This is a genomic window from Ottowia caeni, from assembly GCF_050821495.1.
In the GTDB taxonomy this organism is placed as follows: Bacteria; Pseudomonadota; Gammaproteobacteria; order Burkholderiales; family Burkholderiaceae_C; genus Ottowia; species Ottowia caeni.
Genome location: NZ_CP151080.1, coordinates 3044860 through 3069203 on the forward strand (window position 1 = coordinate 3044860; position 24344 = coordinate 3069203).

At 60.1% G+C, this 24344-nt stretch carries 16 protein-coding genes and 2 pseudogenes; 14 read left to right on the forward strand and 4 right to left on the reverse strand.

Annotation, left to right across the window (positions count from 1 at the left end):
• Positions 1-936 precede the first annotated feature (936 nt).
• Positions 937-4371: an Ig-like domain-containing protein gene (locus AAAK34_RS14460; protein ID WP_431777423.1), complete on the forward strand. Its 3435-nt coding sequence runs from the start codon at positions 937-939 to the stop codon at positions 4369-4371.
• Between the two features lie 174 nt (positions 4372-4545).
• Here the strand turns inward: AAAK34_RS14460 and AAAK34_RS14465 are convergent, their stop codons facing one another.
• Positions 4546-5520: a tripartite tricarboxylate transporter substrate binding protein gene (locus tag AAAK34_RS14465; protein ID WP_231697432.1), complete on the reverse strand. Its 975-nt coding sequence runs from the start codon at positions 5518-5520 to the stop codon at positions 4546-4548.
• A 215-nt stretch (positions 5521-5735) separates the two neighbouring features.
• Here AAAK34_RS14465 and AAAK34_RS14470 point away from each other — a divergent pair, with 215 nt between their 5' ends.
• From AAAK34_RS14470 to dnaJ, 13 genes and pseudogenes are all read left to right on the forward strand, one after another.
• Positions 5736-6524: a crotonase/enoyl-CoA hydratase family protein gene (locus AAAK34_RS14470; protein WP_231697433.1), complete on the forward strand. Its 789-nt coding sequence runs from the start codon at positions 5736-5738 to the stop codon at positions 6522-6524.
• A gap of 46 nt (positions 6525-6570) precedes the next feature.
• Positions 6571-8469 (forward strand): feruloyl-CoA synthase, encoded by a 1899-nt coding sequence (locus AAAK34_RS14475; protein ID WP_231697434.1) that lies wholly within the window; start codon positions 6571-6573, stop codon positions 8467-8469.
• Positions 8470-8492: 23 nt separating this feature from the next.
• The gene (locus tag AAAK34_RS14480; RefSeq protein ID WP_231697435.1) at positions 8493-9743 is read left to right on the forward strand and encodes a thiolase family protein; all 1251 of its coding nucleotides are present in this window, start codon (positions 8493-8495) and stop codon (positions 9741-9743) included.
• 30 nt (positions 9744-9773) lie between these two features.
• A complete protein-coding gene (locus tag AAAK34_RS14485) occupies positions 9774-10538 on the forward strand; it encodes an SDR family NAD(P)-dependent oxidoreductase (RefSeq protein WP_231697436.1) in 765 nt (254 codons plus the stop codon).
• Between the two features lie 43 nt (positions 10539-10581).
• Positions 10582-10992, forward strand: a complete 411-nt coding sequence (locus AAAK34_RS14490; RefSeq protein ID WP_231697437.1) for an acyl-CoA thioesterase — start codon at positions 10582-10584, stop codon at positions 10990-10992.
• Between the two features lie 78 nt (positions 10993-11070).
• Entirely contained in the window at positions 11071-12210 is a 1140-nt protein-coding gene (locus AAAK34_RS14495; protein WP_231697438.1) for an ABC transporter substrate-binding protein, read from the forward strand.
• A gap of 28 nt (positions 12211-12238) precedes the next feature.
• A pseudogene (locus AAAK34_RS14500) lies at positions 12239-13956 on the forward strand (acyl-CoA dehydrogenase family protein).
• 14 nt (positions 13957-13970) lie between these two features.
• The gene (locus AAAK34_RS14505) at positions 13971-14438 is read left to right on the forward strand and encodes a MarR family winged helix-turn-helix transcriptional regulator (RefSeq protein WP_231697440.1); all 468 of its coding nucleotides are present in this window, start codon (positions 13971-13973) and stop codon (positions 14436-14438) included.
• 172 nt (positions 14439-14610) lie between these two features.
• Positions 14611-14919: a winged helix-turn-helix transcriptional regulator gene (locus AAAK34_RS14510; RefSeq protein ID WP_231697441.1), complete on the forward strand. Its 309-nt coding sequence runs from the start codon at positions 14611-14613 to the stop codon at positions 14917-14919.
• Positions 14920-15125: 206 nt separating this feature from the next.
• Positions 15126-15391, forward strand: a pseudogene (locus AAAK34_RS14515) (FKBP-type peptidyl-prolyl cis-trans isomerase).
• Between the two features lie 259 nt (positions 15392-15650).
• Positions 15651-16220 (forward strand): nucleotide exchange factor GrpE, encoded by a 570-nt coding sequence (grpE, locus tag AAAK34_RS14520; protein ID WP_231697443.1) that lies wholly within the window; start codon positions 15651-15653, stop codon positions 16218-16220.
• A 126-nt stretch (positions 16221-16346) separates the two neighbouring features.
• The gene (dnaK, locus tag AAAK34_RS14525) at positions 16347-18287 is read left to right on the forward strand and encodes a molecular chaperone DnaK (RefSeq protein ID WP_231697444.1); all 1941 of its coding nucleotides are present in this window, start codon (positions 16347-16349) and stop codon (positions 18285-18287) included.
• 120 nt (positions 18288-18407) lie between these two features.
• Entirely contained in the window at positions 18408-19544 is a 1137-nt protein-coding gene (gene dnaJ / locus AAAK34_RS14530; RefSeq protein WP_231697445.1) for a molecular chaperone DnaJ, read from the forward strand.
• A gap of 187 nt (positions 19545-19731) precedes the next feature.
• Here dnaJ and AAAK34_RS14535 read toward each other — a convergent pair whose 3' ends face one another.
• The 3 genes from AAAK34_RS14535 to AAAK34_RS14545 all read right to left on the reverse strand — a co-directional run bounded on the left by AAAK34_RS14535 (position 19732) and on the right by AAAK34_RS14545 (position 24209).
• Positions 19732-21324, reverse strand: a complete 1593-nt coding sequence (locus AAAK34_RS14535) for a GMC family oxidoreductase (protein ID WP_231697446.1) — start codon at positions 21322-21324, stop codon at positions 19732-19734.
• Positions 21325-21393: 69 nt separating this feature from the next.
• Positions 21394-21861, reverse strand: a complete 468-nt coding sequence (locus tag AAAK34_RS14540; RefSeq protein ID WP_231697447.1) for a DUF1854 domain-containing protein — start codon at positions 21859-21861, stop codon at positions 21394-21396.
• Positions 21858-24209, reverse strand: coding sequence for an ABC transporter ATP-binding protein (locus tag AAAK34_RS14545; protein ID WP_431777424.1), 2352 nt, complete (start codon positions 24207-24209; stop codon positions 21858-21860). Before AAAK34_RS14545 ends, AAAK34_RS14540 begins: the two co-directional genes overlap by 4 nt.
• Between the last annotated feature and the right edge of the window lie 135 nt (positions 24210-24344).

The window sequence follows — 24344 nt, forward strand, 5'->3', positions numbered from 1 at the left end:
GTGCTCGGAGAATTAATTGGCCGAGACAATAACCCCAACGTAGCCAGCATTTATGCATCTGGAGTTGGATCTAACGGATTAATTAGCAAATATATTGCCTCCTCACTTCTTCCTACTGGAGAAGTAAACAATCAAGCTCTGCACGTATTTCAGCGACTCGTCGAAAAGGCAAACGACTGGGCATCGAAATCCCCAGACAACCTAGACATAAATATTACAGCAATGGGATTCAGTCGAGGCTGCGCCGCTGTCATCGCCTTTGCAGAACTACTTAATAGAAATGGAATTCCAGACCTTAGTAGCGAGTATACAGTGGAAGTTCCGGGCCATGCTGATGGCACGTGGGTTGAGGAAGTTAGATACTCACGCAACTTAATACCACCTGGCGTTAAGCTAAGCGCCATCATGGCAGATCCTGTAGCCACAGGTGTATTAGGGCTACCTCGACTCCCGGAAAACATCGAAAATCTCCACGCAGATTATGCCTTACATGAAGGCCGATACTTCTTCGGAGCGATGAAGTTCAGCAATCCGAAAAACCCGGACCCCGCTGTCACGGAGAGTTTTTGGCCTGGAGCGCATTCAACACTGATGGGGGCGTACGAGCGGAACGGTGTATCGGCCGCATACCTTACTCATGCGCGAAGAGTTTTAATGAGCATGGGCGTCCCAGTTCCAGAGATTCCCACCGATTACATTTTCAATCCAGATGCCGCGATGGTCCATACCACAGCTTCAGGCTTACAAGCGGACCCCAGGGTTTATGAGCGGGGAATGACCCCTTACTGGTCCAAAAAATTCGATTGCGAGAAACAAACTGACAACATTGAAGAGCAGTTCAATACTTCAGAACAGCAGGGCGCGCGACCGAACGAGAATGAGAATACGACTGAGAATCTCGCTGAGGATATCCAATTTGCCGACGCAGGTCGAGGCATGCAAACCGATGCTGGATCGATTACAGGATATGGCTGGCACGCGGACGAAAATGTCGCGCCAACTATCGACTTCACCGACATTAAAGATCCTTCCGTGTTCGAGCCTGCAGAGGAAAATCCGGTCGACCTCGAAACGCAGACGATCAATTCCACGGAACTTCCGGGCAACTCTCCAGACGTAGACGCTGCCCATCTAGGCCGCACTGCCCAGTCAGCCATCAACGCCTTCAACACCTTCCTCTCCAGCGTCGACAACTGGGGCCACATGAGTGATCTGCAGCGCGTGGCGGCGCTGGGCAACTTCTACAACGGCATCAGCGTCATCTCCGGCGGCAGCATTCCTCTGCCCGCCCCGCTGGTCACCGGCGCGAGCCTTCTGAACATCGCCACCGCCCTGGAGTCCGGTAACCACGCTAGCGCCCTGGCCAGCACCCTGCAAGTGGTCGACACCCTCACCCAGACCGCGCAAACAGCCGGCATCGTCTCTGCCACCCTGGGCAACCAGTTCCTGCCCGGGCTCAACCTGGCTCTGGCGATCAACAGCGGTAACCCGATCTCCATCGGCACCAGCGCCTTGAGCCTGTACGCCGGCAACAACCCCGCCGCCATGGCCTGGATCGGCCCCGTCGGCGTGTTCGCCACCATCGCCAGCCTGGCCCTGGCGCCGCAGCCGCCCACCGTGGCCGGCTGGAGCCACGTCGATCTGGATCCACAAGGGGAGTTGAACAGCCGCATCTCCCACGACCAGGAAGGCGGCGGGCAAGTCACCGACGGCGCCATGAGCCAGCTGCTTCAGGCTTTCAAACAGAATCTTGACCGCATCGTCGATGACGAAGGCCGTCCGCATTTTGCCCTCAACCCCGCCCGCGTGCCCGAAGTCGGCTACTGGCATGACCCCACCGGCGTGCAGTACCAAAGACAAGGCGCCAGCATGCTGCTGCGCTGGGTCGATGCACGTGGTGAAACCGTCACCCGCTTCTATGATGGGGCGGGCAACCGCGCCGATGGCTCGGGCGAGAACATTGCACAGGATTTTGCGCGCCACGCGCAGGAGGCCATTGTGCCGGCCTGGCTGCTCGAAGGGGTCATGCCCCGGCATGCCGAGCTGGTGCAGACTGCTGCCCAGCTCGAAGCTCAGGTGCGGGCGCTGCAGCTCGAAGCCGATGCCATCGCGCCGCGCATCGAGCAGCGCCTGCAGACCGATCTGGGTCCGCTCGTCATCCCCAGCCCGGCGCCCGAGCGCCATAAGGCGCTGCTGCCAAAGATCGCCTCTTTGCGCGATCAAGCCGCCCTGCAGCGCGCGCAAGCGCACCAGTTACTCTTATCCGTACCCGCCATGAAGGATCTCGGGCAAAAGCCCACCGAGCATGGCGATGGCACGCAGAGCGTGGAAGCCTTGACCATCACGGTCGCACCCGAGCCGGCAGGCACCACCGCCGAGGCTCCTGAAGCCCAAGAGCTTCGCCAGGTGCTGATGGATCTGGATGGCGATGGCTTTCTGGAGCTGACCCAGTGGGTGCGCAGCAACCAGGCGCTGCTGGGCATTGATCTGAATGCCGATGGCCGGCTGGACGGACCGGAGCTGCTCAGCTCCGATCTGCGCTGGCTGGATGCCAATGGCGACGGCCGACTGGATGCCCAGGATCCGGCGTTTCGGGCCATTCGCGTCTGGCTTGATCGCAATGGCGATGGGCAGGTGCAGCACCAGCCAAGGGGTGCTGACGGCGCGCCGCTCTTGAGCGGGCAGGGGCAGCCAGTGGCGGAATCCGAACTCAAGAGCCTGAGCCAGGCGGGCATTGCCGCGATCAACTTCGGCCAGGGCAGCGTTTCCGCCACGAAGATCGATGGCTCCACCAAGCCCGTGAAGCCCACCAAGGTAACGGGCGACACGTGGGGCGTGCGCTACAAGCCTGGAGACAAGGACACGCCGGGGATCATTCGCATCGATGAACAACCCGATGGCAGTGGCAAGGAGGTCGTCCTGCCAGGCAATACGGGCAAACCGGCGCCGCCTCGCGTGGCACCGCCCGCAGCCGCCACCCCTGCCGCACCGCACGTCAACCACAATCCAGTGGCCACCGATGATGTGTTCGCAGGCCTGGAAGATACCCCCATGGAGATCGCCTTCGAGCAGTTGCTCATCAACGACTGGGACGAAGATACGCCGCGTACCGGCGATGTGCTGCGTGTGACCGGCGTCAGCGCTGCGGTCCATGGCGTGGTGCGCATGGCCCCAGGGCATGTGATTTTTGAGCCAGCCCAGGATTTTTTTGGCCAGGCGCGCTTTAGCTACTCCATCAGCGATGGCAAGGGCGGCAGCGCCAGCGCCACGGCGTTTCTGAACATTAAGCCGGTGAATGACCCGCCGATCATTGATTCGGTGACTTACGACACCGCGCCCAACCGCTGGGCCTGGACGCACTGGGATGGAGATTTGTACCACTACAAAGACCCGACGCTGGCCAGTGGTCGGGTGCAGGCTCACGATATCGACACGCCGGGCGCCTTGCAGTATGGGATCGCCTCGGCGCCGGTGCATGGGCATGCGAGCATCGATGCGGCCAGTGGCGCCTGGCAGTATCGGGCTGAGTTGATCGATCCCTATGTGGGTGCGGATCCGTTCACGGTGCGCGTGTCGGACGCAGAAGGTGCCGCTTCGCTGGCGACGGTGAATACCCGCCACGAGAAGGATCGGGTGCGCGAGCAGGACAAGCAGCCCATTGGCTGGACGCCGCCCAAGCGACAACCAGATCCGGACTGGTTCGCCCCGGTAGTGGTGGATTTGCAGGGCGATGGACTGCAGCTGCTGGATGCGCGCGAGCAGCCGGTGCTGCTGGATCTCGATGGTGATGGGCTGCCTGAGCGGCTGGGTTGGGTGGGGCCCGAAGATGCCTTGCTGGCGCTCGACCGAAATGGCGATGGGCGCGTCTCGCTGCCCGAGGAGATCAGCTTTGTTCATGACTGGCCCGGCGCGAGCACCGATTTGGAGGGATTGCGGGCGTTTGACAGCAATGGCGATGGTTGGCTGAGTGCTGACGATGCGCGCTGGCAAGATTTCGGGCTGTTTCGCGATCTGAACTCTAACGGGGTGCAGGATGACGGCGAGTTCACACCGATCGGACAGACGGACATCGTGGCGATCAGCTTGCAGCGCGAGGGTGCGCCTGAGATGGTCAGCGGCAATCTGGTGTGGGGCACGTCCCAAGTGCGGATGGCCGATGGCTCGATGCGCATGGCTGGCGATGTGATGCTGCGGGTGATGGATGGGTCAAGCTCAGAGCACTCATCGGGCAGCGCAGCCTTGCTGGAGCAGCACGTCCACCAGTTGGTCTCGGCCATGGCCAGCTTTGCACCACCAGCGGCAGGACAGGTCAGCTGCGCAGCCAATGATCAATGGGTGTTGCAACCGCTGTTGGCCGTGAATGGGAGCTGAAGACCTCGACGCCAATTCACTCAGGCCTTCCTAAGCGTGCTGCCGTAGGTTGGCGCTGAGCGCAGCGATGCCCAACATGGGGCGTGAGATGGGCATCGCTGTCTGTTGGGCTTCGCGGCGCTCAGCGCCAACCTACACAAGTCAAGGCGGTTCGCTCTTGAAGTGGCCAATGCGTCATTGACGCTCGATCTTGGCTCTTGTGATCACCTCGCCCCAACGCTTGATGTCTCCGTTCAGCAGGGCCGCTGCTTCGGCAGGCGTGCCGGGGTTCGGATCGAGGTTGAGCGCCTCCAGCTTCTTGCGAACTTCAGGGTCGCGCAGCGCGTCGTTGACTTCCTTGTTCAACCGGTCTACCACCGCTTGAGGCGTTTTTGCGGGTACGGCCAGGCCATTCCATGAAGCAGCATTCAGGTTCTTGACGCCAGCTTCCTGGGCGGTAGGTACATCGGGCAGCACACGAGAACGCTTGGCTCCGGTGACTGCCAGCGGCAGCAACGCTTTGCCCTGGATTTGCGAAAGTAGCGGACTGAGAATATCCAGACCTGCCTGAATCTGACCGCCACGAATAGCAGTAATAACATCGGGCGTTCCCTTGAAGGGCACGACCTGCGCATCTATGCCTGCAGCAGTCTTGAAAAGCTCGGCGGCCAGGTTCTGGGTGGTACCAATGGCCGGTGTACCAATATTGAGCTTACCGGGGTTGGCCTTGGCCCAAGCCACCATGTCAGCCAACGACTTGAACTCGCCAGTCGGCGAACTGACGATGACCAAATCGAAGCTGGCCAGTGGTGCTACAGGCGTGAAATCCTTGGCTGCATCAAATGGCAGCGACTTGAACAAGGCCTCGCTGACAGCCGTGCCACTGGAAATAAGCAGCATGGTGTAGCCGTCTGGAGCGGCGTTGGCCACAGCCTGACCCGCAACGACTCCGCCCGCGCCTGGCCGGTTGTCAATCACCACCGGCTGACCCAGGCCCTTGGCCATTTTTTCACCCACAGTGCGCGCCGTCAGATCGGCCGCACCACCCGGTGCATTAGGCACGACCAACCGGACTGGCTTGCTGGGAAAGCCCGCTTGCGCCCACAGGCTGGCGGGTGCCATGATGGCCGCGCAGGCGAACGCACTGGCCAGCAGGAACTGACGTTTCATGAAGATCTCCTTGTTGTTTGCCACGCGAGAGAAAAAGTTCGCGCACCCCGTCATTTTTGCATGACAACCACTGCCTTGCAGTTGCCCGGGGAGGTGGCTGAGGTATGTAGCTGCGGAAATCGTTACCAGGGGAAAACCCCTAGAAGTAAACTGCCTCAGCTCCTTGAATTTGATTATTAAAAATAATCATAATCGCCGTATTGCTGGAGATACACATGACAAAGAAGTACGAGGGTCTTTCCGTTGAGATCCGTGGCGAGAACAAAGAAGTGGCCGTGGTGCGTCTGACGCGTGGCGCCAAGAGAAACGCCCTTTCTGATGGCCTCATCCTGGCTATCCGCGACACATTTCAGAACCTGCCTGACACCGTGCGCGCCGCCGTGATCGATGGTGAGGGCGAACACTTTTGCGCAGGCCTGGATCTTTCTGAACTGAAGGAGCGCGACGCAGGCCAGGGCCTGCATCATTCGCGGTTGTGGCATTCCGCGCTGGAATGCGTGCAATACGGTCCGGTGCCGGTCGTGGCCGTGCTGCATGGCGCGGTGGTAGGCGGCGGGCTGGAGTTGGCAAGCGCCGCCCATATCCGTGTGGCCGATGAGAGCACGTTCTATGCACTGCCCGAAGGCTCTCGCGGCATTTTCGTCGGCGGCGGCGGCTCCGTGCGAATTCCCAAACTGGTGGGTGCCGCCTGCATGACGGACATGATGCTCACTGGCCGTGTCTACAACGCACAAGACGGGGAGCGCCTCGGATTTGCGCAATACCTGGTGCCCACCGGGCAGGCTTTCGATAAAGCCTTTGAACTGGCCTGCCGAATTGCCCAGAACGCGCCGCTCACCAACTACTCGTTGATCCACGCCCTGCCACGCATTGCCGAGCAACCGGCTGATCATGGGTTTTTCACGGAGGCCCTGATGTCAGCCATAGCGCAGTCCGCGCCAGAGGCCAAGGACAGAGTGCGCGCCTTCCTCGAAGGGCGGGCAGCCAAGGTGCAGAAATCCTGACAAAGGATGCCTCCTGAAGAGTGACCCACAAAGACGAGACATGAGCATGACCGACACCGACCCAAACCAAACGCCGCCAAAATATCGCCCCCTCACCTTCGGTGTGACCCGCGTCAACTTAAGGCTAGCCGAAGGCGGTGTTCAGTATCTGACGGCCGACACCCCGCTCGGCCCGTTTGGTGAACGCATGTCGGACAGCCTCATTCATTGGGCAAAAACCACACCTGATGAAACGTTCGTTGCCCAACGTCAGCGCGGGCCTGATGGGGCGCTGGGAGATTGGCGCCGCGTCAGCTACGCCGAGGCTTTGGATGCTGCGCGCCGCATTGGCCAGGCGCTTCTCAACCGAGGACTGTCGGTCGAGCGCCCGGTGGTCATCCTGAGCGACAACGGCATTGATCATGCCTTGCTGGCACTAGGGTGCATCTACGTCGGCATTCCGTTTTCGCCCTCATCGCCTGCCTACTCCACCGTGAGCAAGGACTACGGCAAGCTGCGCCACGTCATCAACACGCTGACACCGGGTTTGATCTGGGCAGAGGATGGGGAACGCTATGGCGCGGCCATTGCAGCCGCGGCGCCTGCAGACGCCGAAATCTCGCTTTCGCGCCTTGCTGATCACGCCCACCTGAAGGGGCGCACCTCAACGCCCTTCTCCGAATTGCTGGCCACCGAGCCCACCGCTGCCGTGGATGCCGCCCAAGCCGCCACAGGACCGGACACCATTGTCAAGTTTCTGTTCACCAGCGGCTCGACCAAACTGCCGAAGGCGGTCATCAATACCAACCGCATGTGGTGCTCCAACCAGCAGCAAATGCGCCAATCCATGCCGATTCTCACGCAAGAGCGGCCCGTGCTGATCGACTGGCTCCCCTGGAACCATACCTTCGGCGGCAACCATAACGTGGGCATGGTGCTCAACAACGGCGGCACCCTCTATATAGACGAGGGCAAGCCTACACCAGCGTTGGTGGGCGAAACGCTGCGCAACCTGCGTGAGATCGCCCCGACGCTTTACTTCAACGTCCCGACCGGGTTCGAGGCGATTGCCAACGCCATGAAAACCGACGACGCATTGCGCAAGAACTTTCTCTCGCGTGTGAAGATGTTCTTTTATGCAGGTGCGTCGCTGGCCCAGCCGGTATGGGACTCTCTTTTCCAAAGCGCGGAGCGCGAGCTGGGTGAGCGCATTGTCATGACCTGCGGCTTCGGCATGACCGAATCAAGCCCCTATGGCTTGTTCCCCGCAGGGCCCGACATTCGTGCCGGGGACCTCGGCCTGCCCACGCCCGGCATGGAATGCAAACTGGTACCCACGAGTGGCAAGGTCGAACTTCGCTACCGGGGCCCCAACATCACGCCCGGATACTGGCGCTCACCCGAGTCCACCGCGGAGGCGTTCGATGAAGAGGGCTTCTTTTGCACAGGCGACGCTGTTCTGTGGATCGATCCGAGCAACCCCCATGCGGGCTTGCGTTTTGATGGCCGGATTGCGGAAGACTTCAAGCTGGCTACCGGCACCTTCGTGAGCGTGGGACCGTTGCGAGCACGAGTGATCGCAGGGGGCGCGCCTTACATTCAAGATGTGGTGATGACCGGGCTGAACCGCAAGGAGGTCGGCGCACTGGTCTTCACCACGCCCGCCGTGCGCACACTGACGGACCTCCCAGCCGACGCGCCGATGGCACAAGTACTGGCCGACGAGCGTGTGCTGGCGAAGTTTCAAAGCCTGGTCACCGATCTTTCCCTTACGGCCACCGGGAGCGCCAACCGCGTCACGCGGCTGATGCTGATGTCCGAGCCGCCCTCCATAGACAAGGGCGAGATTACCGACAAGGGAAGCATCAACCAGCGCGCGGTACTGAAAGAGCGCGACGTGCTGGTGCAGGCGCTCTATGAGAAAACCCCGGGATACATCGTGATCACCCCGGTAGGCCACACCTGAAAAAGTCAACTTAAAGGAACAACATGAAAAGCAAGGGATTCTTCACCGCCTTCGACGACGTGTGGATGCTCGACGGCGTGCGCACGCCCATGGTCGACTACTGCGGAGCGCTGGGCCATATTTCGCCAACGGATCTGGGCATCAAGGCCGCACGCGAAGCCCTCAAACGCGCAGGCGTACCTGCATCCGATATTGGCTCGGTCGTCTGCGGCAACATGGCGCCCGGTGACTTCGATCAGTTCTTCCTGCCACGTCACATCGGCCTTTACGCTGGCGTTCCGGTTGAAGTTCCCGCCATCATGGCGCAGCGAATCTGTGGAACCGGCTTCGAGCTGTTCAGGCAGGCAGGCGAACACATTCAGGGTGGCGCTTGCGAGGCAGCTCTGGTAGTAGGCACTGAAAGCATGACTCGCAACCCTATCGCGTCGTTCGACAACCGTACCGGCTTCAAGCTTGGCGCCCCGGTAGGCTTCAAAGATTACATGTGGGAGGCGCTGAAAGACCCAGCCGCTGGCATCAATATGATCCAGACCGCTGAGAACCTGGCCAAAAAATACGGCATTACGCGCGAAGACGTCGATGCGTTTGCCTCTGTCTCGTTCGCCAACGCGGTGGCCGCACAGCAAAGTGGCTTCTTGGCTGGCGAGATCGTGCCAGTGATCACCGAGAAATTCGAGATTGATGACTATAAGCCACGCGGCATTCGCCTTCAAGGCAAAGTGACCGAAGTGGCACAAGACACGCACCCTCGCATCTCACCGGCAGAAGTACTGGCCAAACTGAGGCCCGTATTCGACGGCGGCGTTCAGACGGGTGGCAACTCATCTGCGCTGGTAGATGCTGCAGCTGCTGCTGTAGTGGCGTCAGGTGATTATCGCAAGGCCTCAGGCCGGCCTGCCCTTGCCCGCGTGGTGGGCGCCGCCGCTGTTGGCGTGCCGCCCGAAATCATGGGCATTGGCCCGGCCCCCGCCATTCGCCTGCTGCTGGAGCGTACTGGCCTGAAGCTGGACGACATTGGCCGCTTCGAGATCAATGAGGCTCAGGGCGCGCAAACCCTGGCCGTCGGCAGAGAGCTGGGCCTTGATCTGGCCAAGCTGAACGTGAACGGCGGCGCCATTGCACTTGGCCACCCACTGGCCGCCACCGGGGTTCGCCTGACGATCACTGTGGCACGTGAAATGCAGCGTGCAGGCCTGAAATATGGCATTTCCTCGGCCTGCGTCGGAGGTGGCCAGGGCATTGCGTTGCTGCTGGAAAATCCGGCAGTCGCCTGAGTCAAAGTCTGACACAGATAGGAGCACCTGATGAAAATTGAAGGAAAAGCCGCCCTGGTTACTGGCGGTGGCTCGGGTCTAGGTGAGGCCACTGCGCGCGAACTGGCGCGCCTGGGCGCCAAGGTTGCCGTGCTGGATTTGAATCTGGACAACGCCAAAAGAGTGGCGCAGGACATCGGCGGCATAGCCATTCAGGCAGACGTGAGCGACGGCCCCAGCATGGAGGCCGCATTGGCCGAAGCTGCTGCGGCCCACGGCCCGGCTCGCATCTTGATGCAAATCGCCGGCATCGGCACGGCCAAGCGCGTCATCGCCAAGGACGGCAGCCCCGCACCGCTGGAAGAATTTGCCAAGGTCGTCAATGTGAACCTGATCGGCAGCTACAACGCGGCGCGCCTCTTTGCGGCGGCGGCCGCCAAGCTCGACCCCATGGAAGACGGTGAGCGCGGCGTCATGGTTTTTACCGCCAGCGTGGCCGCGTTCGACGGACAAGTGGGGCAACAGGCATACAGCGCATCCAAGGGTGGCGTGGTCGGCATGACTCTGCCCATGGCGCGCGACCTGGCGCAGCACGGGATCCGGGTCTGCACCATTGCACCCGGCCTGTTTGCGACTCCTTTGATGCGCACCCTGCCCGAGCCCGTGCAGCAATCTTTAGCCGCATCCATTCCATTTCCTTCGCGCCTGGGCAAGCCCGAGGAGTTCGCCGAACTGGCTTGCCACATTGTCACCAACGGGCACCTCAATGGCGAGGTGATTCGTCTGGACGGCGCCCTGCGCATGGCACCACGGTAATTTCCTTAATTGACCGCGCAACGTATAACGCACAAACTAATTCATGAAGACCACCATCTATGACGTCAAGGTGATGTTCGGCGACTGCGATCCCGCTGGCATTGTGTTTTTTCCAAATTTTTCCAAGTGGATGGACGCTTCGTCGCTGGATTTTTTCATGCAGTGCGGCATCCCTCCGTGGCGCGAACTGCAAAAAACAACTGGCATCATTGGTACGCCCTTACTTGAGATTCATACGAAATTCATGCGTCCTGCCACTTATGGTGACCTGCTCCACGTGCATACCTGTATCGAAACCTGGAACGCCAAGACCTTTGTGCAGAAGCATTCAGTCATGAAGGGCGACCAACTGCTGTGCGAAGGCCGGGAAACACGCGCTTTCTGCATCCACCCGGAGGGTGGTCGCCTGCAGGCCATTCCGGTACCCGATTTCATCAAGGAAAAGTGTTCCTGACCCCCTCGGCAAACCGAGGATCAGTTTTCCCCGCACCCACTCGAAACCAAGCCAATCCAAACCCCAAGGAGACAAACCATGACCCGCTTCAAGAAACATGCCCTCGTGGCCGCTGCCGCGCTACTGGCTGCCGGCAGTGCGCTGGCCGACATCACCATCGGCGTGATCGCCCCCTTGACTGGGCCAGCATCTGGCCTGGGCATTCCAGCCGGCAACCAGGTCAAACTCTGGCCCAAGGAAATCGCGGGCGAGAAGCTGAACATCATCGTCATGGACGACGCCAGCGATCCGACCCCGGGGGTGACACATGCCAAGCGCTACGTCACACAGGACAAAGTGGACATCATCATGGGGTCCGTGGCCACGCCTGTTGCCGCAGCCATTGCGCAGGTTGCCGAGGAATCAGCCACACCGCAAATCTCATGGTCGCCGGTGGCTCTGCCGCCTGGCAAGGACAAATGGGTGTTCCGCCTGCCGCAATCCAACGCGGTCATGGGCCACGCCGTCATTGAGCACATGAAGCGCCAGGGCATCAAAACCGTTGGCTTCCTGGGCTACAGCGACGCCTACGGCGAAACCTGGCTCAACGACTTCAAGCCGCAGGCCGAAAAAGCCGGCATCAAGATGGTGGCAGTGGAACGCTTCGCGCGCGCCGACACCAGCGTCACCGGTCAAGCCCTCAAGCTGGTCTCCGCCAACCCCGACGCCATGCTGGTGGTGGCGTCAGGTTCAGGTGCCGCCATGCCGCAAATGACGCTGGTCGAGCGCGGCTACAAAGGGAAAATCTACCAGACCCACGCTGCTGCCACACGAGACCTGATGCGCGTCGGCGGCAAATCGGTGGAAGGCGGCTTCGTCGTCTCCGGCCCTGCGGTTCTGGCAGAACAGTTGCCCGATTCGCACCCATCCAAAGCAGAAGCCATCAAGTTTGTGCAGCAGTACGAGAAGGCCTACGGCCCAGCCTCGCGCAACCAGTTTGCAGGCCACGCTTACGATTCGATCCTGGTGCTGGAAAAAGCCCTGCCCATCGCCCTCAAGAAAGCCAAACCCGGCACGCCAGAGTTTCGCGCTGCCCTGCGGGATGCATTCGAAGGCATGGGCCGCGTCGTGCTGGCCCACGGTGTGCTGAACTGGACTGCGCAAGACCACTGGGGCTACACCCCCGACACGGGCGTGATGATGCGCGTGACGGGTGGCGAATTCAAGGTCGAGAAATAAGGACCACTGCAGGGTTTCCAAGCTACGCATGAACGACTACCAAGTACCCGTATCCGACATCGGCTTCATCCTCTTCGACGCGCTGCAAGGAGCCAGCAAGCTGGCCGAGTTGCCTGCCGTGGCCGAAGCAGATGAGGCGCTGATGCGCCAGCTGCTCGAGGAAATGGGCAAGTTCGTGAGTGGCCGGATCGCGCCGCTCAACCGCGTAGGAGACGAAACCGGTGCGCGCTGGCATGACGGCGCTGTCACCATGCCGCCCGGCTTCCGTGATGCCTATCAGGCATTCTGGCAAGCTGGGTGGCCCGCCTTGTCCGCCGCCCCCGAGGACGGCGGGCAAGGCCTGCCTTCCGTGCTCGAAGCTGCTCTGTATGAGAGCCTCTCAGCCGCCAATCACGGCTGGACCATGGCGCCCGGTTTGTTGCACGGTGCTTATGAGTGCCTGAGGCACAACGCAAGTGCGGAGCTGAAGGCGCAGTATCTTTCCAAGCTTGCCACCGGTGAATGGCTGGCCACCATGTGCCTGACCGAGCCCCACGCCGGTAGCGACCTGGGCCTGGCCACCACGCGCGCCATACCGCAATCCGACGGTTCACACCGAATTTCAGGCACCAAGATTTTCATTTCCGGGGGCGAGCATGACCTGACGGACAACATCGTCCATCTGGTGCTTGCGCGCGAGCCCGGAGCACCCCCGGGCCCAAGGGCCTGTCTCTTTTTCTGGTTCCCAAGTTCTATCCGGACGGCACACGCTCGGCTGCGGCATGTGAGCGGATCGAAGAAAAAATGGGGCTGCACGGGAGCCCAACCTGCGTCATGCGTTTCGACGACGCCACTGGGTGGATCGTTGGCGCACCCGGCAAAGGACTCTCCGCCATGTTCGTCATGATGAACGCAGCGCGGTTGCACGTTGCACTGCAGGGCATTGGCTTGCTCGATGCGGCATGGCAAAAGGCTAACGCCTACGCGAAAGAACGTCGCCAGATGCGTGCGCCTGGGGCGTCGACCACCAGCCTGATTTCCGAGCATCCCGCCATCCGCCGCATTCTCGACACCCAGCGTGCCTGGATAGACTGCGGCCGCGTCATCGCCTACACCACAGCACTCGAACTCGACATTGCAAAGCACCACACCGATTCAGACCGCCGCCAGCGGGCCGAACGCTGGTGCACACTGATTACGCCCATACTGAAATCGGCCTTCACACACCAGGCGTTTCATGGTGGCAGCGATTGCCTTCAGGTCTTCGGCGGACACGGTTACGTTCGCGAATGGGGCGTCGAGCAACACGTGCGCGATGCCCGTGTGAGCATGATCTATGAAGGCACCAACGAGATTCAGGCCATAGACCTGCTGGTACGCAAAGTGCTGAACGATGGCGGCGCGAACCTTGATCTCCTGATCTCTGACCTTAAAGACGAACTCAGTAGCGAACTGGTAGCAGGGACCGCTTTGGCCCAAGAGGCCTCGCAGCGCCTTGATGCGCTGGCGTCCCTCACCCGATCTCTCGCCACCGCATGCTCGCAAGATAGCACCCTCGCCTATTGGGTGGCTGACGACTACCTTCGCGCCGCCGCCGCCGCCCTGCTTGGGTGGGCAGGTGCCCACATAGAAGCTGCCGCACCCAGCGCGCCAGACCCGACCCGTTGGCTAGCGCCGCTACAAGCCCTGCGCCATTGGGTTCTGCCGGAGTTCGACATGCGTTGCAGCATCATTGAGCGGCGCCTGTCCATGGTTCCATCAGTCTGACCATGCGTGCGCCCATGGAGCGAAAGAAATCGACAGCACCAGGAGCAGTAGTAGAAAAAATCGACACGCGTTATCTGCAGACCCTACTAGGCTATAACGCGCGCCGTGCAGCCCTCACCATCATCAGCTTGTTCGTGCCGCGCATGGCCGAGTTTGGTTTGCGACCGGTTGATTTTTCGATTCTGTCGGTCATAGGCCACAACCCAGGCATCACCTCCAAGCAACTGTGCAGCGTGCTTGATCTCCTTCCACCCAACCTGGTGGGGAAGATCAACGCACTGGAACAACGCGGCCTTCTCGAACGGCAAGCTCACCCATCTGACCGAAGAGCACTAGGCCTGCACCTGACAACAGAAGGCCAAATCTTGATGAAACAGGCCGAAAAATCCGCCTTCGATCTCGAAATCGAGGCTGCCAGCGCACTCTCGGCAACAGAGCGCCAAGCCTTGATTCGCCTGTTGCGAAAAGTCTACGACCGCTGAGAAATGGGCAGGACATTCCCGAGCACGTCTCCGGGTAAGTCCGGATTTTGTAGCGCCTAACCTACGCCCCACCTCCTTTTCAAGCTATAAAACGTGTAGCGTTGTAATAATTTGCGCTATATTTAAGTTCATAGGGAGCCTACAGTGCGCTACCCCGAGGAGAAGCCTGAAAATGAGCTCAAAAGAAAACGCGGCCACTAGCCAGCTTCTGGCCTTGCTTGAAGCGCGGTACGCCATTCGGGTACTCTGGGCGCTGCGCGACGGGCATCCGCAGACCTTTCGGCTCCTGCAGGACAGCGTCGGGGGTATTACCCCGAACACACTCAACACCCGCCTGAAGGAGTTGCGCGCCGCAGGCCTTGCCACCCACGGAAGCGATGGCTACAGCCTCACCCTGAGCGGGTCCGACTTGATCAAACGGTTGTCAGATCTGCAGGCTTTTGCCACCAAGTGGGCGGCTTCCCAAGCCAAGAAAAAGTAGCGCGCCGTCAAAAATGAACGCGCCAATCTGGCGTTTTCTGCAGCGAAAAGACGCTTCAAAATGATACAGCCCCTTCGAGCGGCTATATTCAGAGCGTAACTTCCAACTAATTCTTACCTGACATGAACACCACTCCTAGCGGCCTGCAATACACCGACACCCAACCCGGTACGGGCGCAGAAGCCAGCCCTGGCCAAGATGTAACGGTGCACTACACCGGCTGGCTCTACACAGATGGCCAGCAGGGCGCGAAGTTCGACTCCAGCCGCGACCGCAACGACCCATTCAGCTTTCCTCTCGGCGCGGGCCACGTGATCAAGGGCTGGGACGAAGGTGTTGCCGGCATGAAAGTGGGAGGTCAGCGCACCCTCATCATCCCCCCGAACTCGGCTACGGAGCCCGCGGCGCTGGCGGCGTGATTCCGCCCAACGCCACCCTGAAGTTTGATGTCGAGCTCCTGGGCGTCAACTAAAAAATCAGGTTGAGAATGGGCGCTCAGGCGCCCGATTCCCCCGCGGTCAAACACTGCACCGGGGAGAATCTCGTCTTGAACCTGGGCTGGCGCAGCATTGCGTCCGACATCGCCAGGATTCTTGCAAAAAATCCGGCTTTTCGGCTCATTTTCCCCCTTGAATTCACCTGTATGGGTTCCATCTGAAGGGGAATACGGCAAAAACATGCCGAAAAACAAGCCAAAAGTCTAGTAGATACCGCTTCTTCCTCTGAACCGCATGTCTGACCAAGCCCAACCTTACCCCAATACCCCCGCCGACGCACCTTTCAGTCCTGAAGAACTCGAAGCTGCTGCCGCAGCCAACGAGCATGACGCCACCACCCAACTGGAGAGCGCGCTCGCTGAAATCGAGAGCTTGAAAGCCAAGACTTCTGAACTGACCGACCAAACCCTGCGTTCCCATGCCGAGGCACAGAACGCTCGCCGGCGGGCAGAAGAGGAAATCGCCAAGGTTCGCAAGTTTGCAGTGGAAGCCTTCGCCGAGAGCATGCTGCCCGTTCTGGACAGCCTGGAAGCTGCCCTCGCGATCAACCACGCCACTGCGGAACAACTGCGCGAAGGCACAGAGGCCACGCTCCGCCAGTTGCTCAGTGCGCTGGAGCGCAACAAAGTGGTGGAAATCAATCCCGCGGCCGGCAGCAAGTTCGACCCTGCGCAGCAGCAGGCCATCAGCCTAGTCCCCGCAGAGCAAGACCCCAACACCGTGGTGAGCGTGCTGCAAAAGGGCTACCTGATCGCCGACCGTGTGCTGCGCCCGGCACTCGTCACCGTGGCGGCACCCAAATAACCCAATAGACGAGAGCGTGGACAAGGCAAGCAAAAAAACATCCACCTGAAGGCACCTTGAAAAACAAGCACTTGCCCACAACCTCCTGAGCATCTGAACCAATACACATCCAAGCGGAGAACAAATATGGGAAAAATTATCGGCATTGACCTGGGTACCACCAACAGTTGCGTTGCCATCATGGAAGGCAACACCACCAAGGTGATCGAGAACGCGGAAGGCGCGCGCACCACCCCGTCTATCGTGGCTTATCAGGAAGACGGCGAAGTGTTGGTGGGTGCGCCGGCCAAGCGCCAGGCTGTTACCAACCCCAGGAACACCATATACGCCGTCAAACGCCTGATCGGACGCAGGTTCGAAGAGCCTGAAGTGCAGAAGGACATCCACCTGATGCCCTACGAAATTTCCAAGGCCGACAACGGTGACGCCTGGGTCGAAGTGCGCGGCAAGAAACTCTCGCCGCCCCAGATCAGCGCCGAAACCCTCCGCAAAATGAAGAAGACTGCTGAGGACTACCTTGGCGAGCCTGTGACTGAGGCCGTCATTACCGTCCCCGCCTACTTCAACGACAGCCAGCGCCAAGCCACCAAAGACGCAGGCCGCATCGCTGGCTTGGACGTCAAGCGCATCATCAACGAGCCTACCGCTGCTGCGCTGGCATTCGGCCTCGACAAGCAAGCCAAGGGTGACCGCAAGATCGCGGTGTATGACCTTGGCGGCGGCACATTCGACGTCTCCATCATCGAAATCGCAGACGTCGATGGCGAAAAGCAATTTGAAGTGCTCTCCACCAACGGCGACACCTTCCTGGGCGGCGAAGACTTTGACCAGCGAATCATTGACTATGTCATTGGCGAGTTCAAGAAAGACCAGGGCGTAGACCTGTCGAAAGACGTGCTGGCTCTGCAGCGCCTGAAAGAAGCCGCCGAGAAAGCCAAGATCGAGCTCTCAAGTAGCGCTTCCACCGACATCAACCTGCCCTACATCACGGCTGATGCCTCCGGCCCCAAGCATTTGAACATCAAGCTGACCCGCGCCAAGCTGGAAAGCCTGGTCGAAGAGCTCGTAGAGCGCACCATTGCCCCTTGCCGCACTGCCATCAAGGATGCAGGCGTCAGCGTGAGCGACATCGACGACGTGATCCTCGTGGGCGGCCAGACCCGCATGCCCCAGGTGCAAGAGAAGGTCAAGGAGTTCTTCGGAAAAGAGCCGCGCAAGGACGTCAACCCCGACGAAGCCGTGGCCGTGGGTGCCGCCATTCAGGGCCAGGTGCTGGGCGGCGACCGCAAGGACGTTCTGCTGCTCGACGTCACCCCGCTGTCTCTGGGTATCGAAACCCTGGGCGGCGTGATGACCAAAATGATCACCAAGAACACCACCATCCCGACGAAGTTCGCACAGACCTTCTCCACAGCGGAGGACAACCAGCCTGCCGTGACGATCAAGGTGTTCCAGGGTGAGCGCGAAATGGCCAGCGGAAACAAGCTGCTCGGCGAATTCAACCTGGAAGGCATTCCGCCGTCGCCGCGCGGTCTGCCGCAGATTGAGGTCGCCTTCGACATCGACGCCAACGGCATTTTGCACGTCTCGGCCAAAGACAAGGGCACTGGCAAAGAAAACAAGATCACCATCAAGGCAAACTCCGGTCTCTCGGAAGCCGAGATCCAGCAGATGGTGAAAGATGCCGAGCTGAACGCCGCCGAAGACCACAAGAAAATCGAGCTGATTCAGGCTCGCAACCAGGCCGACGCCTTGGTACACAGCGTGCGCAAGTCGCTCACGGAGCACGGCGACAAGCTCGACGCTGGCGAGAAGGAAAAGATCGAAGCCGCCATCAAGGAGGCTGAAGAAGCCATCAAAGGTGACGACAAGGCCACCATCGATTCCAAGACCGAAGCACTGATGACCGCAAGCCAGAAGCTGGGCGAGAAAATGTACTCTGACGCGCAGGCCGCCGCTGGTGCTGCAGGGGCCGCAGGTGCAGCCCCCGGCGGTAGCCAAGGTGCCTCCTCGGCAGCAGACGACAACGTGGTCGACGCTGAAGTCAAGGAAGTCAAGAAAGACTGAAGAAGGGCGACCTCGTCGCTGCCCCCGGCAGATGACCTATCTAAAGCATAGTCATCTGCCGGCCTGGAAAGCCTCGATCAGACCGGTCGGGGCTTTTATGCTGAATTTGTCGTATTTGCCATGGCTACCAAACGGGATTTTTACGAAGTACTTGGGGTACCCAAGAATGCGTCTGACGACGAAATAAAAAAGGCCTACCGCAAGCTGGCGATGAAGTATCACCCCGACCGCAATCAGGGTGACACAAAAACTGCGGAGCAGAAATTCAAGGAGGTCAAAGAGGCCTACGAGATGCTCAGCGATCCGCAGAAGAAGGCTGCATACGACCAGTATGGCCATGCGGGAGTGGACCCGAACATGCGCGGTGGCCAAGAGGGTTACGGTGGTTTTGCCGAGGCGTTTGGCGACATCTTCGGCGACATCTTCGGTCAGCAGGCTGGCGGACGCGGTGGCCGAGGTGGCCGGCAAGTGTTTCGCGGCGCAGACCTCAGCTACGCCATGGAGATCACGCTTGAGGAAGCAGCTGGCGGCAAAGAAGCGCAAATTCGCATTCCAAGCTGGGACGAATGCAATGTTTGCAGCGGATCAGGCGCCAAGCCTGGCACCAGCGCCAACACCTGCTCCACCTGTCACGGCCAAGGGGTCGTACAAATGCGCCAGGGGTTCTTCAGCGTCCAGCAGACGTGCCCGCATTGCCGCGGCACTGGCAAGATCATTCCCGACCCATGCAACACCTGCCACGGGCAGGGCAAGGTCAAGAATCAGAAAACGCTGGAAGTTAAAATTCCTGCTGGCATAGACGACAGCATGCGCATTCGCTCGGCTGGTAATGGCGAGCCGGGCACAGGTGGCGGACCACCGGGCGACCTGTTCATCGAAATCCGCGTCAAGAAGCATGACATCTTCGAGCGCGACGGCGATGACCTGCATTGCGTCGTCCCCATCAGCTTCACAACCGCTGCCCTGGGCGGCGAGATTGAAGTGCCCACCCTGGGCGGCAAGGCAGCCATTGACATTCCTGAGGGCACCCAGGCCGGCAAGCAGTTCAGGCTGCGGGGCAAAGGAATCAAAGGCGTTCGCTCCAGCTACCCTGGCGACCTATACTGCCATATCAGCCTGGAAACGCCAGTCAAGCTGACTGAGCACCAGCGCAAGCTGCTCAAGGAGTTTGATGAGTCCGTCAAGAAGGGCGGCGCCAAACATTCTCCGAGCACTGAGAGCTGGACAGATCGTCTGAAGAACTTCTTCGGCGCCTGATGAGCTTCCAAGTGGCCTGTCGGCCCCCGGCGTTCCTGGGAGAAACGGTCGCATCGCTTGCAGGAGCGGCTTTAGCCGCGATGGGCTTCCTTCGGAGCACAAGTTGCCACTGATGACGGCGACCCTTCGCGGCTAAAGCCGCTCCTACACAGGCAGAGGCGATTGAGGCCGTTATCGGCTTCAAAATTTATCCCCGGATCGCGGTTTCCCGGATCATATGAGCAGCCTTCTCCGCGATCATGATCGTGGGGGCATTGGTATTGCCACTCACCACCTGCGGCATGATGGATGCATCCACCACCCGCAGACCCCGCACCCCATGCACGCGAAGCCGTGAGTCCACCACGTCAAACGGGCCTTTTCCCATACGGCATGTGCCCACAGGGTGATAGATCGTGTCCGCATGCGCACGGATAAACCCCTCGATCTCCGCGTCGCTGCGCATCGCCGCTGAATTTTCCCGGCCACCATGGCGCGCCAGTGCCGGTTGGCTAAGCAACTCGCGCATCTGGCGAAATCCGGCGATCAAGCGGCGCATATCATCTGGGTCCTGCAAGAATCCTGGATCGATCAACGGTGCCGCCAAGGGGTCTGCGCTTGCAAGCTGCAAGCTGCCCCGGCTGCGCGGACGCAATACACAGACATGGCATGAAAACCCATGCCCCCACGCCGCGCTACGGCCATGGTTCACCAGCTTGCCCACGACAAAATGCAGCTGCAGATCAGAAAGCAACTCGCTCTCAGCGCTTCTGATGAAGCCACCCGCCTCCGCAAAATTGCTCGTCAGCAGCCCACGGCGCTCCCGCCGCCAGCGTCCAATCCCCTTCGCCACGCGCCACGCACCGGCCGCTGACACGCCGAAGAGATCGTGCGCCCCAGGAACGTCCCACCCCTGGACGACATCTGGATGATCGTGCAGATTCGCCCCCACGCCAGGCAAATCAAGCTGCACGCCTATGTCATGCCTGCGCAACTGATCAGCCGGCCCAATGCCCGAGAGCATCAGAAGCTGAGGCGACTGCAAGGCCCCCGCACTTAGCAGGACTTCCTGATTGGCGCGAACTACCTGTTCAGCGCCTGACTTCACGTAGGCAACGCCTACTGCGCGCGCGCCCTCAAGCAAAATACGGGTAACCTGCGCGCCGGTGATCACCCGCAGATTGGACCGCGCTCTGTTCGGTGTCAGGTAGGCCTTGGCGGCCGAGAACCGCTCGCCATTCTTGTGCGTGACCTGATAGAGCCCAACCCCCTCCTGCTGAGCACCATTGAAATCATCATTGCGGGCGTAGCCCGCCTGCACACCGGCTTCGACAAACGCCTCGGAAAATGGATTAGGATCTGAGAGGTCCTTGACGTTCAGCGGACCGCCCGTTCCGTGGAACTCATCCGCACCCCGCTCGTTGTGCTCCGAGCGCCTGAAAAATGGCAGCACATCCTGCCACGCCCACCCGTCATTCCCTTCCGCGGCCCAGGCGTCGTAGTCCTGGGGCTGACCCCGGGTGTAAATCATGGCGTTGATTGAACTGCTGCCGCCAAGCACCTTGCCGCGCGGCTGGTATCCGCGTCGCCCGTTCAAACCAGCTTGCGGAACCGTCTCATAGCCCCAATTGGCTTGACCGGTTCTGGCCATGACCGCGAGCCCGGCTGGGCAGTGAATAAGCCAACTACGATCTTCAGGGCCCGCCTCAAGCAAGGTCACCTGAATCGATGGATCCTCGCTCAAGCGTGCAGCAAGCACGCAACCCGCCGAACCGCCTCCCACGATCACGTAATCCGACATACTTGCGCCCCCTTTTCGATCTGTGCACCTCGGCGCAATCGTACAGGAGGGGCTACCGCAAAGAGCAGTTTATAAGAATCGATCCAGCAACTTCCTGCTGTTTTTGTCCATGTCCGTGAGGTCGCGAATAAGGTACTGAACCCCATGCACGTCATGCACTATGAGCAGGTCTGGCCCCAGACGGCGTATGTCTTCTTCGCCCTTGAGTACGAAACTCGTGCTGCCACGATCAGTTTCTACTTCCCAGGTGCTGGGAGTCGCAAAGCTGCTGACACTTTTCAAGCGGCGCACCACGGGCATGAATTCCCGCTGCTCGAGAGCCTCGGTCAACAGCCCGCGTTGAGGCTGATCCAGCGCAGACAACTGCGGCACCCAGGCCAGTTCGTGACCATCCACATCCAGCACGCTCACGCCTTCTTCTGGCGCCGCAACGGGAAATGCGCGCACAGCCACCACGCCCGCATGCTCGCGCCCCTGCTCATCCGTGAGCACCAACCGGCCAAAAGAGTCTCTGTGCAAAACGAATGGTGTGGTCATGGCCGCTCCTCCTGCTGCAGGCGCTGCTCGTGCGGAGTAAGCAGGTCTTGCGGATTGCCATTGGCTGAGTTCTGCAAATCGGCTCCGGCAGACGGGGTGTCCACGCTTTCGATTTCGAGCATGCGTTCACGCTCGGCCTTTTCCTGCCGAGGCTGTGCCTCATACAAACGCCAGTAAGCACCCCGTCGAGCAAGGAGCTGCTCGTGCGTCCCCTCCTCCACCTTCAGGCCCTTGTCCATCACGACCAGGCGGTCTGCCTTGCGTAAAGTGGAAAGGCGGTGCGCAATGGCAATGGTGGTTCGGCCACGCACCAGGTTGTCCAGCGCCTTTTGGATCTCGCGCTCGGTTTCGGTATCAACCGAGGCAGTGGCTTCGTCAAGAATCAAAATGCGCGGATCGATCAGCAGAGCACGTGCAATGGAGATGCGCTGGCGCTCACCGCCAGAAAGCCCCTGACCGCGCTCGCCCACCAGGGAATCGTAGCCCAGAGGCAACCGAAGTATGAATTCGTGTGCGTGCGCAGCCCGCGCGGCGGCAATGATTTCTGCCCGAGTGGCGTTGGGTTTGCCGTACGCTATGTTCTCCGCAATGGTGCCGAAGAACAGGAAGGGCTCCTGCAGCACCAGCCCGATGTTGCGACGGTAATCTGCCACCCTCAGTTGGCGAATATCAACGCCGTCCAGGGCGATGCTGCCGTCGGTGATGTCGTAAAAGCGGCAGATCAGGTTCACCAACGTACTCTTGCCGGAGCCACTATGCCCCACCAGGCCGATCATCTGGCCCGGCTCTATGTCCAGATTCAAGCCCTTGATCACCGCGCGGTTGCCATAGCGGAAATGGGCATCGCGCACCGTGATCTGGCCTTTCACGGCCAGCAGATCGACCGGCTTGGCCGCCTCCGGCACACTGGAAACGTGATCCAGAATCTCGAAAATGCGCTTGGCGCCCGAAGCCGCCTTCTGGGTCACCGAAACAATACGGCTCATCGAATCCAGTCGCGCATAAAAGCGGCCAATGTAGGCCAGAAACGCGGTCAGGACCCCCACCGTAATCTCCTGCTTGCTGACCAGCCAGATGCCGAAGGCCCAAACCACCAGCAATCCGATCTCGGTCAGCAGAGTCACCGTCGGGGAAAACAGAGACCATAGCTTGTTCAGCCGGTCGTTCACCGCAAGGTTATGCCGGTTTGCTTCAGCAAAACGCTTGGCTTCACGGTCTTCCTGTGCAAAGGCCTTGACCACGCGAATGCCGGGAATGGTGTCAGCCAGCACATTGGTCACTTCCGACCACACACGGTCGATTTTCTCGAAACCAGTGCGCAGGCGGTCGCGCACGACGTGGATCATCCAGCCAATGAAGGGCAGCGGCACCAGTGTGACCAGCGCCAGCGCCGGGTTGATCGAGAAAAGAATAACCGCCGTCATGGCGATCATTAACACATCCGTTGCAAAATCAAGCAGGTGCAACGAGAGGAAAACGTTGATTCTGTCGGTCTCTGATCCAATGCGGGCCATCAGGTCTCCGGTGCGTCGTCCGCCAAAATATTCGAGCGACAAATTCAGCAGGTGCTCGTAGGTGGTGCTGCGCAAATCGGAGCCGATGCGTTCAGAAACGAGTGCCAGAATGTAAGTCTTCGCCCAGCCCAGACCCCAGGCCAGCAAGGCTGCGCCGAGCAAGCCGCTGAGCAGCAAGGCCACGAGCCCCGTGTCGATCTGCTCCCCGTTCTGGAATGGAATGAGCACCTTGTCCATCAGTGGCATGGTCAGGTAGGGCGGCACCAGGGTCGCCGCCGTCGACGCCAGCGTCAGTAGAAACCCTGCCAGAAGCTGCCATTGATAAGGCTTTGCGAACCGCCATAGGCGCAACAGCGTCCAGCTGGAAGGAGGCTTGCCGGAGTCAGCCATGTCTTCGTCGTCGGCCGTGCCTTCAGCTTCTGCGACCTCGTCGCCCAGCTCGCCGACCTTGCCCGTGGCGCCAGCCAGCGCCGCGTCAAACTGGGCCAGCAACCGAAGAGCAGCCACATTGCGGCCAAGTGTGTAGCGCCAAAGCGCCAATCGGCCTTGATCGTCCCACAGCTCCAGGGTGCCAACACCGGCGTGGTCGTGGTGCCTCAAGGTCAAGCTCAGCGCCAAATCCCAGCTCCGCCACTCTGTTTCATCCGGAAACCGTGAAATAAGCCGTTGATTTGTAATAAGGATCAGACCAGATCCGAAACGTAGTCGGTCGGTCAAGTCAACTTCCAGCGAGGCGCGAACGTTTTCTTCTGGACGCAGTGCCAAGCCGGCGTAAAACTCACCCGCCATGGAAGTTTCGGGTGCAGTGGAGACGGTGGAAGATTGCAGCGACATGAATTGAACAACGTATCGCACCCGGTTTGGGGCGACTACAGAGCTGAAACCAAGAAAGCGAGCGCGCTCTAAATGAAGCGAATCAAGCAAGACGAACCTGGCTCGGCAGGAGGTGGCGGATTGTATCCCTCGGTC

Excerpts from the sequence above, each read along its gene's own strand:
- AAAK34_RS14495 (WP_231697438.1), top strand. The coding sequence starts at position 11,071 with ATGACCCGCTTCAAGAAACATGCCCTCGTGGCCGCTGCCGCGCTACTG.
- AAAK34_RS14545 (WP_431777424.1), bottom strand. The coding sequence starts at position 24,209 with ATGTCGCTGCAATCTTCCACCGTCTCCACTGCACCCGAAACTTCCATG.
- AAAK34_RS14460 (WP_431777423.1), top strand. The coding sequence starts at position 937 with ATGCAAACCGATGCTGGATCGATTACAGGATATGGCTGGCACGCGGAC.
- AAAK34_RS14485 (WP_231697436.1), top strand. The coding sequence starts at position 9,774 with ATGAAAATTGAAGGAAAAGCCGCCCTGGTTACTGGCGGTGGCTCGGGT.
- AAAK34_RS14470 (WP_231697433.1), top strand. The coding sequence starts at position 5,736 with ATGACAAAGAAGTACGAGGGTCTTTCCGTTGAGATCCGTGGCGAGAAC.
- AAAK34_RS14510 (WP_231697441.1), top strand. The coding sequence starts at position 14,611 with ATGAGCTCAAAAGAAAACGCGGCCACTAGCCAGCTTCTGGCCTTGCTT.
- dnaK (WP_231697444.1), top strand. The coding sequence starts at position 16,347 with ATGGGAAAAATTATCGGCATTGACCTGGGTACCACCAACAGTTGCGTT.
- grpE (WP_231697443.1), top strand. The coding sequence starts at position 15,651 with ATGTCTGACCAAGCCCAACCTTACCCCAATACCCCCGCCGACGCACCT.
- AAAK34_RS14465 (WP_231697432.1), bottom strand. The coding sequence starts at position 5,520 with ATGAAACGTCAGTTCCTGCTGGCCAGTGCGTTCGCCTGCGCGGCCATC.
- dnaJ (WP_231697445.1), top strand. The coding sequence starts at position 18,408 with ATGGCTACCAAACGGGATTTTTACGAAGTACTTGGGGTACCCAAGAAT.
- AAAK34_RS14475 (WP_231697434.1), top strand. The coding sequence starts at position 6,571 with ATGACCGACACCGACCCAAACCAAACGCCGCCAAAATATCGCCCCCTC.
- AAAK34_RS14540 (WP_231697447.1), bottom strand. The coding sequence starts at position 21,861 with ATGACCACACCATTCGTTTTGCACAGAGACTCTTTTGGCCGGTTGGTG.
- AAAK34_RS14535 (WP_231697446.1), bottom strand. The coding sequence starts at position 21,324 with ATGTCGGATTACGTGATCGTGGGAGGCGGTTCGGCGGGTTGCGTGCTT.
- AAAK34_RS14490 (WP_231697437.1), top strand. The coding sequence starts at position 10,582 with ATGAAGACCACCATCTATGACGTCAAGGTGATGTTCGGCGACTGCGAT.
- AAAK34_RS14480 (WP_231697435.1), top strand. The coding sequence starts at position 8,493 with ATGAAAAGCAAGGGATTCTTCACCGCCTTCGACGACGTGTGGATGCTC.
- AAAK34_RS14505 (WP_231697440.1), top strand. The coding sequence starts at position 13,971 with ATGGAGCGAAAGAAATCGACAGCACCAGGAGCAGTAGTAGAAAAAATC.